Genomic DNA, 14,017 nt, shown 5'->3' with positions numbered 1-14,017 from the left:
CTACACAGCCTCCTTCTTATCGGCATCTTTTCCCGCTGACAGCTTGGCAACGGCCTCTTGACGCTCGTTCCACGTCATTGGCTCCTCTGTCCCTTTCACCTCAACCATGGAGATCACGCCATCTACCGGACACACAATCGCACATAAATTACACCCTACACAATCCTCTTCCCGCACCTGCAAAAAGGATTTCCCTTGATCGTCAGTATGTCTCTCAATACACTGATGCGAGGTATCCTCGCAGGCAATATGGCACTTATTGCAGTTAATACATGTTTCCGTGTCGATCTTGGCAACTACTGCATAATTCAAATCCAAGTTCCCCCAATCGGAGTAGCGAGGAACGGACTTTCCAATAAGCTCGGAGACGCTGGCAAGGCCTTTCTCATCCAAATAGTTATTCAATCCGTCGATCATATCTTCCACGATTCGGAAGCCATGATGCATGGCGGCTGTACACACCTGTACACCTGTTGCACCCATTAGCATAAATTCAACCGCATCGCGCCAATTGGAAATGCCGCCAATGCCAGAAATCGGGATATTCACCCCTGGATTGCGCGCACAATCCGCGACCATGTGAAGCGCGATTGGCTTCACTGCAGGACCACAATAGCCGCCATGCGAGCCTTTGCCGCCGACATGTGGAATAGTGTTCCACGAGTCTATGTCTACACCAGCTAGCGAATTAATCGTGTTGATGAGCGAAATCGCATCCGCTCCGCCTCGAACCGCCGCTAAAGCGGTGCTCGTGATATCCGTGATGTTCGGCGTCAGTTTCACAATTACAGGTGTCTGTGCGGCTTCTTTCGCCCACATGGTCTGCGCCTCGACGAGGTCTGGCTGTTGGCCAGAAGCCGAGCCCATGCCACGCTCAGCCATCCCGTGCGGACAGCCGAAGTTCAGTTCAAGTCCGTCTACGCCGACGGCTTCGACTTTTTTGACGATCTCGTGCCATTTCTCCCGTTTAGGCTCAACCATCAGGGACACGACCAACGCATGATTAGGGAAGCGCTTCTTCGTTTCATAGATTTCCTTGAGATTAACTTCTAGAGGACGATCGGTGATCAGCTCGATATTGTTGAAGCCCGCCACACGCTGCCCGTTGAAATGAACAGCTGCGAAACGCGAGGATGTGTTAATAATCGGATCGCCGAGCGTCTTCCACACTGCGCCACCCCACCCCGCCTCAAAAGCCCGCTGAACCTGATATCCCGTGTTCGTAGGTGGAGCTGATGCCAACCAGAAAGGGTTGGGTGACGAAATTCCAGCTAGATTCGTTCGTAAATCAGCCATGCTGAATCCCTCCTGATTCTGTAGTATTCCTACCTCAAGCCGACGCCTCTTGCCCCTTTACTAGCTGCTTATAAATGGCATATGCCGTCATCTTCCCTTGCTGGGCTGCCGATACGACCATCGCTTCGCCCTGTCCATCGCCGAAGATAACATCGCCTGCCGCGTAGATCTTTGGATTCGAAGTCATCCCGCTGCCCGCATCCAGCAAGGTCACAGTCCCCCTTGAATGCGCGAGTCCGAACTGTTCGATCAGCGAGATATGCTTTGTCTGGCCGATGGCTTTGATCACGGCATCCACTTCGATGACAAATTCGGAATCTGCTACGGGTATCGGACGTTTGCGCCCCCCATCAGCATCCACTAACTCCATTCGTACACATTCGATGCCAACGACGTTCCCTTGCTCATCACCTAGGATCCGCTGTGGAGCAGTAAGCCACTGAAACGCAACGCCATCGAGCTTAGCAAACTCGTATTCAAAATCATACGCTGTCATTTCCTCTTGTGTACGGCGGTATACGATTTGTACATGTTCTGCGCCTAGCCTTACGGAACACGTAGCCGCATCAATCGCGGTATTCCCCGCGCCAATCACGGCTACCCGCTTTCCAACGAGGGACCCATCAAGATCAGGAGCGATTTTCGTCGATTCTACGAAATCAATGGCGTCATAGACACCCGTCAATTCTTCCCCATCAATGCCTAGCATTGGCACCTTAGACATCCCAACGGCTAATACAACAGCATCGTAATCGTTTAATAGCTCCGTAGGGGCTACCTCAACCCCTACACGTGTGTTCATACGAAACTCGACACCGAGCTGCCGCACTTGCTCAACCTCCCATAGTGAAACTTCCTGTGGTAGTCGAAACGATACGATGCCGAAGGTATCCAGGCCACCTGCCTGCTCCTTCGCTTCGAACACTGTCACCTTAAAACCAAAGCGGGCAAGCTCGCGAGCTGCCGAAAGTCCCGCAGGACCGCCTCCAACAATCGCCACTGATTTACCGTTACTAGCACCCGCTTTAAATAAAATCTGTTCATTCTTGATTGCCCAATCCGTCGCGTATCGCTGTAATTGACCGATCAGAATAGGCTTGGACGAATGATTGAGTACGCAAGCCCCTTCGCATAATTCTTCTGTGGGACATACCCTCGAACAGGATGCGCCAACCGGATTGGCCTCCATAATCGTTCTGGCGGAGCCTTTTAGATTGCCCGAGGCAATCTTTTTAATAAAAGAAGGGATATCAATGCCTGTTGGACAGGCGTGCTGGCAAGGAGCGTCATAACAGAACAAGCAGCGGTTGGATTCTTCGATCGCCTCTTTGGGCTTCATACCTGCCTTCACTTCGGCAAAATTACGCCTCAAATCCGTTAAAGAAATAAATGTCGTACTCATCTTCGCTCCTCCTCCCTCATTTACAATTGCGTGATTTGATCATAGGTTTCAGGTCTGCGATCTCGATAAAACTGCCAAACATTGCGTACCTCACGAATCAACGATTTATCCATATCCCCAATAATGACCTCGTCTTGATCCCGGTTACCTATAGCCACGATAGATCCACGCGGATCCACCAAGTACGACTGTCCGTAAAATTCCCCCATGTTCCACGGCGCTTCCACCCCGACGCGATTAATAGCAGCAACATAATACCCATTGGCTACTGCATGCGCTGGCTGTTCCAGCTTCCATAGATATTCTGACGTACCTGCAACGGTTGCGGAGGGATTAAACACAATTTCTGCACCGCCGAGCCCCAATGCTCTAGCTCCTTCCGGAAAGTGACGATCATAGCAAATGTAGACACCTACCTTGGCAAAAACGGTATCAAATACGGGATATCCGAGATTGCCCGGTTTAAAATAATACTTTTCCCAGAACCCGCATGACCCGCCACCTGCTGCAACGTGTGGAATGTGATGCTTCCGGTATTTGCCTAAATAAGCACCATCAGCATCGATGACTGCCGCTGTGTTGTAGTAGGAGGCAATTCCATCACGCTCGTAGATCGGTAGAATGATCACAATGCCTAGTTCCCTCGCCACATCTTGAAAAAGCTTCGTCGTCGGTCCATTCGGAATTTCTTCAGCTGCATCGTACCATTTCGTTGTTTGCTCAGCGCAGAAATAAGGACCGTAGAAGATTTCTTGCAAGCAGACGATTTGCGCTCCCTGCGCAGCCGCACTGCGCACCAAGCCGAGATGCTTCTGGATGGCGAGCTCCTTATGCTTTGCGATCGGTTCATCTCCATGCACGTCATGTGAAGCTTGGATCAAACCGATTCTGACAAGACTCATGCTTGGAAGCCCCCTTTGTCTACAACAATCTGGTGGGCCGTACGATAGAGTAGCTCCGTTCCCAGTGCAATATCCTCAGGACTAGCATATTCTTTCGGATTGTGACTAATGCCCTCGAGGCAGCGCACGAAAATCATGCCGTAGTCGCACACGTAGGACATCGTCAGCGAATCATGGAATGGGCCGCTCATCAGCTCCGGCGGCTTCATCCCCATCAACCCCGCTTCCTTGTGAAGCGTATGCTTGATCCAATTCGCACAGTAGCGAGGCTCACTGTTCGTATCCTCTCGAATCGTATAGGTGAGGCCATGCTCACAGGCTACGTTCTCGATGACACTAAGCAGCTCAGCTTCAAGCGCGTTTCGGCGACAAATATCAATGTCACGTAGATCAATCGTGAAGCTGACTTTCTCTGGAATGATGTTCCTGGAATCCGGAAACACCGAGAGCGAGCCAACCGTCCCGACTGTAGGTGCACCTGGTTCTCGGCATACAAGTTCGTTCAGTGCGACGATGATTTTGGCACTGCCGAGCATTGCATCGTGACGCATCGACATGGGAACGGAGCCAGCATGGCCAGCGAAGCCAGTCATTTCCACTGTGAGCCATAATGGACCGGAGATGCCACTTACGATACCAATCGGCTCATTCATGGACTCCAGCACCGGTCCTTGCTCGATATGAAGTTCCAGAAAAGCCCCGATACGGCCCTCTTGGAACGTATATCCTTCGAAATTCGCTGGATCACAGCCGAATTCCAATAACGCTTCACGGCGGGTGACGCCGTTTTTGTCCGTCCGTTCCAACTCATCCGCTTCGAGCTTACCGGTCATTCCCCTAACTCCGAACAACCCTTTATTGAAGCGGCTTCCTTCTTCGTCACAGAAAGCGACAACTTCGATATTACAAGCGGGTTTCACGCCTTCCTCCACCATCGTTTGCACCGCTTCTATTGCGCCAAGCACGCCGATTGCACCATCGAACCGCCCTCCATAGGGCTGCGAATCGACATGTGAACCGAGCATAAGAACAGGTGCCTGCGTATCGCTCCCGTGCCACACGCCGATCAGATTAGCGAAGGGGTCGATATACGTTTCCATCCCTGCTTCCTCCATCCAGGATTTCACCAGCTCCACGCCTGCTCGATCTTCCTTGGAAAGCGCGAGTCTGCAAACGCCTGTTTCGCCTATTTTCCCAATTTGCGCGAGATCATGAATGTGCTGACCAAGACGTTCTGCGTTGATTTGGATAAGTGGCATTGTCGACAAGTCCGATCATCCTTTCTCTTTCTCTTGCTCGATTCCAAACACGGCTAGTAAGGTTTCAATAATAAAATCCACATCTTCGTCTGTTGAGGATAATGGAGGACTAAGTGTCACAATATTGGCGTAACCAGGAACAGTGTCCCCATTCTTACCGACGAGCAGTCCTTTGCTTTTGCAGGCTAGGATGATACTCGTTACCCTTTCGACTGAAGCGGGAATCTTCGATTCTCGGTCCTCTACCAGCTCAATGCCCATCGCCGAGCCGAAAATACGAATATCACCGACGTGCGGATGCTGCTGTAATGGCTCCAATCTCGCTCTGAAGGCTTTCCCTATGTCAGCTGAACGTTCAACCAATCCTTCCCTCTCGATAATCTCGAGATTCGTCAATGCGACCTTACAGGAAACGGGATTCCCGCCAAACGTATTGATATGTCTAAAATGGCTCGTCGCCTCTTTCTCTTTGAAAGAGTCGTATAGCTCAGCTGAAACAGCCGTCGCTGAAAGCGGTGAATAGGCGCTTGTTAACCCTTTGGCCATCGTGACGATGTCGGGTCTCACCTCATAATTCATATGACCGAAGGGCTTGCCCGACCGTCCAAATCCGCAAATGACTTCATCTACGATCAGCAAAACATCATGCTTATCACAAATGCTTCTAACCATCGGTAAATAATCATCAGGTGGAACGATCATACCGCCGCCAGTAATCGTTGGCTCCAGGATCACACCTGCAACGGAATCCGCGCCTTCCCAAACGATGGCATTTTCGATTGCTTTCGCACACTGTAAGCTGCAGGTCTCTTTCGTCTGTCCAAAAGGACACCGATAACAATAAGGCGGCGGTACATGCTGGAAACCGACACCAAGCGGCTCGTATTTCAACTTCCGCTGAGCTTGGCCCGTTGCGCCCAAGGCGCCCATGGAATTCCCATGATAGGCACGATGACGCGAAATGAATTTATGCTTGCTTGGCTTTCCATTTTGATGATGATATTGTCTGGCAATTTTGAACGCAACTTCATTGGCATCTGACCCTGAATTTGAGTAAAAAATGCGATACTCTCCATCGAGCCACTCATTCAATTTTTCCGCTAACTCAATAGCCGGAATGTGGGACTGTACCAGCGTGGCATAAGCGATCTTCATCATTTGCTCAGCGGCTGCTTCAGCAATTTCCTTTCTGCCATGACCAACATTCACGCACCATAACCCGGACATGCCATCCAAATAGCGATTGCCATCGATATCTGTCACCCAACTGCCCTCGCCAGAGGCAATGATCATCGGATTCTCATTATGCGCCGTCATATGATGCCACACATATTTGCGATCTTTCTCGAGCAGCTCCTCTTTTACCAATAATGGATCAACATCGCCCTGAGCACGCATAAGCAGTCCCCTCCTGTTGTTAAAGCAAGGTTCACAAAACCAGATATCATCTACGATCCACGGATATACCTGTTCGTCTTATATCTGTTGTCTCTTACTATATTTCTATGTCTGAAAAGAGGTTGTCATCCCTAGCTTTTACTATTATTTTCATCTGGTAGAGTTACTCTGAGGGTTCATTACCCTCGTAAACACACTTTTGAACAGCAACGGTTAATTCATGAAATAGTGGGGACTCACGCGTTTGCAAAGTACGATCACCTAATGGGACTTGGTGGATGGCATGCACACGACCTGGATTTGCGGATAATACGATGATCCGATTAGAGAGGAATACGGCTTCTGTAATGCTGCGGGTGACGTAAACGATGGTTTTGTTCATCTTTTTCTTAATGTCTAGTAAATCAAGCTGCAGTTTGTCTTTTGTAAATGTATCTAATGCTGAGAAGGGTTCATCCAAGAAGAGAATGGGAGGATCGAGGGATAACGCACGAGCCATGGCTACTCTCATCTGCATACCGCCACTGAGCTGCCACGGGTAATAATCTTTGAACTTTGCTAAGCCAACGGTGTCAAGCAGCTGGTCCACACGTTCCTGAAAGGAATTGCGATTCAGCCCCATAACTTCAAGTGGTAACTCGATATTCTCTCGTACCGTCCGCCATTCAAACAGGTTGGGTGTCCGAAAAATAATGCCGAATTTTCTACGCAACCGTACCTCTTGGGGGTGTTCCTTCTGAATCGTAATCTGACCGCAGGAGGGCTGAAGCAGATCAGCCATCAGTCGAAGTAGCGTTGATTTGCCACAGCCTGAAGGCCCTAGTATGGAGACGAGTTCATTCTGACCGACATCGAAGGTGATTTCCTGAAGAACAGTCACTTGCCTCCCTTTCTTACCGAACACCATACCGACGCCTTCTAAGGAAATTTCCACTTTCTGACGGGAAAAGTCTGAATACATCGGGTTCCTCCTTATTTACGCTTGCGAGTGCGTTACGTATCTGTGAGTATAAATAACCCTATATGTTATATTATATAACGAATTTTTGAATTTTCATTATACATTGTGTTCCTGAATTAGAATTGTCATTTGACACAGTGTAAAATCGGAGGTCGATCGTGCGATCGTGCGACTTTACAAACGTTTTGAGTGTTACATAACTAATATTATGTAAACAAATTATTCCCATTAGTTTCGATATCCATATTTTGCTCATATTCTCTATTTCTTCAATTTGATAGAATGTGAAAGTAAACACATTAGACATCTAGGAGGAACACGATGAGAAAGCTCATTCTTACAACCGTAGTCGCCACAAGTCTTATGTTCGGGGGAATCGCGAATGCCGCACCTGCCAATTCATACGTCGCTACTGATTCTGACACTTTCTGGTCCATTTCACAGAAGTTTAATGTGCCACTTAACGAACTAATCGCTAGCAATCCGAAAGTTAATGCGAATAATATTTATGAAGGCGTTATCATTACGATTCCTGTAAAGACTGTTCAAAAAGCAAGCTGGGAACTAAAAGCAGATGCCATCATAGCAACAGGGATGAAGCAGCTTGGCGTCCCTTATGTCTTTGGCGGGAGCACACCTAATGTTGCTTTTGATTGTTCAGGCTTTGTGCAATATGCGTTTAACCAACATGGTTTTAATCTTCTTCATTCCGCAGCTTTGCAAAGTCAATTAGGAACGCCTGTAGAGAAGAGTAATCTTCGTAAGGGGGACCTAGTTTTTCTACAAGGAACCTATACCACGGGTGTTTCCCATGTTGGGATCTATTTAGGCAATAACCAAATTCTTCAAGCAGGCACAATGGGAACGAGAGAAGTTAAAATAAGCACTCTTTTCGGAACTCCCTACTACGATGAGCATTATTGGGGAGCACGTCGTTTAATAAACTAGAATAAAAATAGCCGCGGTTACAGCCGACGGCTATTTCTTTTTTTGGGTTAAACTTACGTATGCTGCACTAGCTTGAAACAGTTGGCTCAACTACAGTAAGTCTATTCGAATACGTATCGAGGTCGACCATAGCTCCGATGGGAATCGCAGCTTTATATAAGCCATGAGCTGTGCTCAAATTGGTCAGCAGTGGCTTTCCTAATGGTGCAATCAGCCCGACAATTAGGTCATTGTACGTGGTAAAGTACGAATTGGAACAATTCGTACATTGCCCCATCACGATCCCAGCGCAATCACGGAACTTCCCCGCCATAATCAATTGCGTCAGATACCGATAAATCGTATTTGTTGGCTCATGCGTCTCTTCAATGAGGATTATTTTCCCCTTCGTATTCACTTCGAATGACGTTCCAAGTGTACCAACAAATGAAGTAAGGTTACCGCCTACCATGGCTCCTCTTACATTCCCTTTTACAAGGCTGCTCAGTTGCATGCCGGGTGGATTCTGAATCGTTCTTGGACTCACCAGTGTTGATGTTGCAGCATAGAATTGATCGAAGTTATAAGATGGTGTATGCGAATCAAAATCAATTAACAAAAGACTTTGAAATGTAATTAGATTGGCAAATTGGTAGAGGATATTTAATAAAATCGTAATATCACTGTATCCCGTTACGATCTTAGGATGGCTGTTAATAATCCTATAATCCAGAAGGGGCAGAATATCCTTGACCCCTGTTCCACCTCTTGTGGGCAGTATCATTTTCACATTCGGATTTAAAAACATATTCATGAGATCCTCTGCTCGCTGCTGAGCGGTGGCTGCCACGATCCCCCCGTATGCATACGCATATTTACCCACGACGACATTAAATCCCATATTCTCAAGTGTCTGAATCCTTGCATCAATTGTGCTTGCATCAAGTGGACTTCCTAACGTAACAATACCTACCGTATCTCCACTTTGTAATATGGGGGGCCGTATTGCCATCATTCTGCCTCCTACCCAAGACATCATAGTGAACTAGATACTCTCTGTTGCCTTATATGCAGAAAATTTACATATTAGTACACTTAGAATCCCATGCCAGTAGGAATAAACGCTGAAACGCGATTCATCGCATCTTGCTTTTGTTTATCTCCTACATGTGTATAAATTTGCGTTGTTTGAATGCTCGCATGACCAAGCAACTCTTGCAGCGTCCGGATATCCGTGCCAGCAAGCACCTGCATCGTAGCGAACGTATGCCGCAGCTTATGGCTGGAAAACGACTTGCCTTGCAGCTCGATGTACTTACCTTTCAAATGACCGAAATGCTTCTCGGCAATCGTTTGAATCATTCGGATGCTTATCCGCCGACCGAATTGGGAGACAAAGAATGGCTGCTCCGCACCACTTCTCGCTTCCATGCGCTCTTCAAGCGCGCGTTCAAGCACTTGAACGATTTCGCCCGGAAGCGGGATCACACGCCACTTGCGGCCTTTGCCGAGGACCATCAAAGAATTCGTACCCCGATTGAAATCGGAGATGTTCAATCGGTGAAGCTCACTGACGCGCAAGCCGGCATAGCTCATCAATAGAAACATCGCCACATTGCGAATCTGGTATTTCCCCTCAATGGATTGCAAAAAAACAGAGAGCAGCTCCTCACTCAGAAAGGTTGGAACTGGATTCTTCTCCACCTTCGATTTTTTGACAGTGATCGAAGGATTATGTACAACAATCTGCAGCTCCACGAGCGCTGCAAAAAAAGTGCGGATCGACGAGAGATACCGATTCCTCGCCGCATCCCCTGCCCCACTTTGACGCATCCTCGTCAAGAATCGCATAATATCAATCGCCTCGATTGTAGGCAAAGCTTTCTCTCCCAGGCTCGCTAGAAATAAACGAACATCGCCTAGGTAGGCTTGCTGTGTTCGTTTCGTGAACCCCTGGTCCTTCATCCAGGAGTCAAAAAGCTCCAAATACTCGTCATCATACGCTAAACTAGTGTCCATGCTGTTAATCTCCGTCCGTTAAAAGCTAAATTGCGTTAAATATAGATTTAGTGCAATTTTAAATTATAAATAATTGCTTATACTACTTCGAAAACTACCTAATACTAAAATTTCTCCTCATAATCCAGGTCTTCTTCAACTTGTTCGTATCTTATCCAACTCATTGCATTTATCCCTAAAATTTCTTTAAATTCATCTACAATATTAAAGATATTATCATGGTGTCTGAAATAGTTCGAGTTCAGAACTACACGTAATTTGTCGATTTGATTATCTGTTACATGAAATTGCTTAAAAGCTGCAACATTGCATTTTTCAAATAATTCATTATACGCCTTTTCCTTCAATCCATTCTCTTTAATATATGTATTAATTTCTTTATGATAGTCAGTGGTAAATAGTTCAATGATTTCACGATCAGGATAACGTTCTTCAAAAATCTTCATTGTAAGTTCTTCATCGAACTCATATGAAATTCTAAAACTAGCAATTTCATTTCCCTCTGAAAAAACTCGATAGCCCCAATAGTGATCTCCACAATTACAAAAATAAAGCACTGGAGCGTCCACTGATAATTGAGTTATATACGCTGGAGCTTCACTAAAATTAATACAAAAATCTTTACGGGTTAAATAAGCGACCCACTTTTCATCAATTACCTTAAGTAACGAATTTGGAATGGCATGTTTTCTAATTGCTTCTTTATGTGAGGCCAATAATAAAAGTCCTGAAGTAAATTCACTCATTGTATCTCTTCCTTTAATTTGAATTGGTTTTGGTTTTCAATGATAACACCTTTTCATTCTATCACTTGTTCAAAATATTGGAAATTAAAAAAAGAAAGGTTGCAAAGTCTCTATGACCTTACAACCTCCCAATTTTTGGTGTAACTAAGTTATTTCATTTCCATGCACACATCTTAATCCCGCGGATACTCCACCTTCATAATATCCATAAAAGGCACCTTTTCCAGCTCACCTTTACAATCCATATGTACTCTGCCCGTACGTGAATCCATCGTCGCGATCGTGCCGCGCACCGTTGCTTCACGTCCCCAAACGGTCAGCACAATCTCGGAATTTTCCATCTTCGCCTCCGACAACTGGTTCCCGATTTCTTCGAGTACGAATTCATCTCGCGTAGGCCGTTTCGCTACTTTTGTTTTTGCCATCCTCTATTCCCCTCCATGATCCGTCAGTTGGACGGCGTTATAATTTCCTTCACGCGGCCTACCTGGCCATCCGTGAGTCTTACTTTTATACCATGGGGATGTGTAGGTGAATTCGTCAATAAATCCTTCACGATCCCGCGTGTAAGTTTCCCGCTTCGCTGGTCTTGCTTCAACACGATGTTCACTTCTTTGCCGGGCACAACATCTTTCCGATTTTGTCCATTCATGCTGCGTATGTCGCCTGCTTTCATGCCATAGTGTGATTTATTATACCATAGTTTCCCCATCTACCCCATCTCAAGAGATATTTTATCCACGAAAATATAATTATTGTCATTAATTATTTATTATATTAATTAAATTCTCACGCATATAAAAAAACGGGAATCCTAAGATTCCACGCCATTTATAACAGTCTTCTCAGCAGAGTCATCGCTCTTTTTCGAAAAATATGGGATTAACAACGCGCTTGAGAAACTAAAGATCATCACAGCCTTGAATACGAAACCATCGAAGTCATGTATACCGAGGATTAACGCCAACAAGAACATTCGTGAAATAACAAGGATGAGTTCCCGCCAAACCAGCACTCTGGTTTGATGAATGGGTTCTAATTGATAGGTCGCAAGGAATTGTCTCGAGCTCCAAATCGTAGCGAAGAAAAACAATCCGATCGTCGTTAATATGTTGGATAGAATGAGAATCAAAGGTGTAGGGAATAACGCTAACAAGAACCCTGCTGCCGCGGCCCCCATGCCAAAGGTTAACCATCTGTTATCACTAATCTGACGAGTACGACTAAAGCGGCGATAGATGAATACACACGCAATCGTGAACGATGTGTACATGATTTGCAGCAAAGCAATGTTGAGCTTATCTTGTGTTACCGAAAAGGTAAAGATCAGCGAGAAAATACCCTGAAACTGAATGAAAAATCCACCAGCAACAAGCGAAGGAATCATCCATTTCAATTGTGGTGTTGAGAATACTTGACCCAAGCGGAACTTGCGAAACACGGGTTCATTTGCTTCTTTTAATGAGATGGGTGGAACGAAATACGATGTAAAAATCATAAGTGCGATGAAGATGAACATAATGAAGAAGGATGCTGTAAACCCCAGCCACTTAATAATAGCCGCGAAAAGCAAAGGATTAAGGAAAGAAATCAACTGACCAATCACACTAATAGCGGAGAAGAAAGCGGTAAACTCCTTCCCTTTTCCGAAAAGAGAGATCCCCATATTTTGCGCAGAACCATATAGACCATTCGTAAGCCCAACTGGGACAGCGATCAAAGTAATATACAAGATTTTAGGCTCAAAATGCACCCAAGAAAGAAGGACGAAGGTGATCCCTGCACCTATCGCAGCGACCCGCATGACAGAGCCAATCGTGTACTTGGATAAGAGATTCGCACCGAACATAAAAGCTAAGCCCCATACTAGAAACATGATCAGGTTGAACCATGCGATGTCAAAGATTGAATTTCCCTTCTCCCATATGAAAAGGTTAATGAAAATACCCATATAGTTAAAAATAATGCCAGAACTCACACTCATCAGTAATAATCGTTTTAGGGCGGTTGTCATGTTGTTCTCACTTTCTGAACGAAATTTTGGTAAACTGGGTTACGAAGGCATGGAATCTCATTTATAATGAAAACACACGAAAGTTAATGCGTTTTAACTTTCAATATCATATCACGGAGTAAGCTCGGAAGGAATGTATGTTATGCCTAGGTTCATGGACGATACGATAAGTCCCTATCCACTTCGAATCATTACTTTACCCATCGATGCCAGTAAATTAAAACTGCAATCCTTACGTATTCTCTATGTTGGACATTTGCCTGGTCGGATTATGTTCCGGAGCCATGCCAAGTTCGATAGCTTCGCTATTGTATATATCGCAGGAGGACAAGGCACCTTCCAAGTAAATGATGGACCTGTACAAAAGGTTGAAAGCGGCAGCCTCTTCTTCTTCCTTCCGAATAATGTGTACTCCTATGGTCCTGATCCAAGCGGATTCTGGGACGAGTACTATTTCACCCTCGAAGGCAGCCGCGTGAAGGAATGGCAGAATAGCTGGCTCACGGAACTAGATCAAGTGAAACAGGTTGGGTATGAAGATGCTGCACAGCACAATCGGATTGAACGCATTTTCATTGGGATGGAAAGTGGCATTCCCGCCAATATTGATCGGGCAGCGTTGCTCGTGGAGTCATTACTTTTTGAATTTATTCAACGGGCAGAAGCCACAATTGAAACGACGAAGACACAGCAATATATTAATCTCATCGATGAACTCAGCGATTCGTTATATCAGCCATTTGATGCGCAAAGTATCGCCAAACGCCATCATATCTCACTTTCTACCCTTCGCAGAATCGTCAGCGAATATTCCGGATATCCATTAAATACGTACATGCATAGAATGAAAATGGCCGAAGCCAAAAATATTTTACTGAACACGACGAATTCCGTGAAAGAAATCGCCGATTCACTAGGATATAAGGATGTGTTTTACTTTTCACGTATTTTCAAGAAATATGTAGGTGTGTCCCCTCTCATTTTTCGAAACACGATGCATACCTAACCGCAAAAATTTCCGACTACTTAGCACGACTTGTCACATTGCTGCATATGATAGATTGAAAGCAAATCATCGTATGTGGAGGTGAAT

At 45.8% G+C, this 14,017-nt stretch carries 14 protein-coding genes; 2 read left to right on the top strand and 12 right to left on the bottom strand.

The window, feature by feature from the left end; genetic code table 11:
- The 6 genes from preA to AC58QO_RS05455 form a co-directional block, all read right to left on the bottom strand.
- Positions 1-1,296, bottom strand: a complete 1,296-nt coding sequence (preA, locus tag AC58QO_RS05480; RefSeq protein ID WP_497264232.1) for an NAD-dependent dihydropyrimidine dehydrogenase subunit PreA — start codon at positions 1,294-1,296, stop codon at positions 1-3.
- A gap of 34 nt (positions 1,297-1,330) precedes the next feature.
- Complete coding sequence (locus tag AC58QO_RS05475) at positions 1,331-2,698, bottom strand: NAD(P)-dependent oxidoreductase (RefSeq protein WP_497264230.1); 1,368 nt, start codon at positions 2,696-2,698, stop codon at positions 1,331-1,333.
- A 20-nt stretch (positions 2,699-2,718) separates the two neighbouring features.
- Positions 2,719-3,600 carry a nitrilase-related carbon-nitrogen hydrolase gene (locus AC58QO_RS05470; protein WP_497264229.1) on the bottom strand — a complete coding sequence of 294 codons (882 nt, stop codon included), beginning with the start codon at positions 3,598-3,600 and terminating at the stop codon, positions 2,719-2,721.
- Entirely contained in the window at positions 3,597-4,859 is a 1,263-nt protein-coding gene (locus tag AC58QO_RS05465; RefSeq protein ID WP_497264395.1) for a M20 family metallo-hydrolase, read from the bottom strand. Before AC58QO_RS05465 ends, AC58QO_RS05470 begins: the two co-directional genes overlap by 4 nt.
- A 15-nt stretch (positions 4,860-4,874) precedes the next feature.
- Positions 4,875-6,257 (bottom strand): aspartate aminotransferase family protein, encoded by a 1,383-nt coding sequence (locus tag AC58QO_RS05460; RefSeq protein ID WP_497264228.1) that lies wholly within the window; start codon positions 6,255-6,257, stop codon positions 4,875-4,877.
- A 163-nt stretch (positions 6,258-6,420) separates the two neighbouring features.
- A complete protein-coding gene (locus AC58QO_RS05455) occupies positions 6,421-7,218 on the bottom strand; it encodes an ABC transporter ATP-binding protein (protein WP_497264227.1) in 798 nt (265 codons plus the stop codon).
- 321 nt (positions 7,219-7,539) lie between these two features.
- Between AC58QO_RS05455 and AC58QO_RS05450 the strand changes: the two genes are divergently transcribed.
- Entirely contained in the window at positions 7,540-8,166 is a 627-nt protein-coding gene (locus tag AC58QO_RS05450; RefSeq protein WP_497264226.1) for a C40 family peptidase, read from the top strand.
- A 67-nt stretch (positions 8,167-8,233) separates the two neighbouring features.
- On the opposite strand, the gene AC58QO_RS05445 is transcribed toward AC58QO_RS05450, so the two are convergent.
- The 6 genes from AC58QO_RS05445 to AC58QO_RS05420 form a co-directional block, all read right to left on the bottom strand.
- Positions 8,234-9,157 carry a S66 peptidase family protein gene (locus AC58QO_RS05445; RefSeq protein ID WP_497264225.1) on the bottom strand — a complete coding sequence of 308 codons (924 nt, stop codon included), beginning with the start codon at positions 9,155-9,157 and terminating at the stop codon, positions 8,234-8,236.
- An 83-nt stretch (positions 9,158-9,240) separates the two neighbouring features.
- The gene (locus AC58QO_RS05440) at positions 9,241-10,164 is read right to left on the bottom strand and encodes a tyrosine-type recombinase/integrase (protein ID WP_497264224.1); all 924 of its coding nucleotides are present in this window, start codon (positions 10,162-10,164) and stop codon (positions 9,241-9,243) included.
- 104 nt (positions 10,165-10,268) lie between these two features.
- On the bottom strand, positions 10,269-10,910 hold the full coding sequence (locus AC58QO_RS05435) for a hypothetical protein (RefSeq protein WP_497264223.1): 642 nt from the start codon (positions 10,908-10,910) through the stop codon (positions 10,269-10,271).
- A 173-nt stretch (positions 10,911-11,083) separates the two neighbouring features.
- Positions 11,084-11,335, bottom strand: a complete 252-nt coding sequence (locus tag AC58QO_RS05430) for a YolD-like family protein (RefSeq protein ID WP_497264222.1) — start codon at positions 11,333-11,335, stop codon at positions 11,084-11,086.
- A gap of 23 nt (positions 11,336-11,358) precedes the next feature.
- A complete protein-coding gene (locus AC58QO_RS05425; protein WP_497255956.1) occupies positions 11,359-11,562 on the bottom strand; it encodes a YwbE family protein in 204 nt (67 codons plus the stop codon).
- 162 nt (positions 11,563-11,724) lie between these two features.
- Positions 11,725-12,924, bottom strand: coding sequence for an MFS transporter (locus AC58QO_RS05420; RefSeq protein WP_497264221.1), 1,200 nt, complete (start codon positions 12,922-12,924; stop codon positions 11,725-11,727).
- A 142-nt stretch (positions 12,925-13,066) separates the two neighbouring features.
- On the opposite strand from AC58QO_RS05420, the gene AC58QO_RS05415 reads away from it, so the two are divergent.
- Positions 13,067-13,930: a helix-turn-helix domain-containing protein gene (locus AC58QO_RS05415; RefSeq protein WP_497264220.1), complete on the top strand. Its 864-nt coding sequence runs from the start codon at positions 13,067-13,069 to the stop codon at positions 13,928-13,930.
- Positions 13,931-14,017: the final 87 nt, after the last annotated feature.

Source organism: Paenibacillus sp. J31R30, assembly GCF_059692115.1.
The sequence above is the reverse complement of the archived record's forward strand: the minus strand, read 5'-3'. Positions and strand labels throughout refer to the sequence as shown.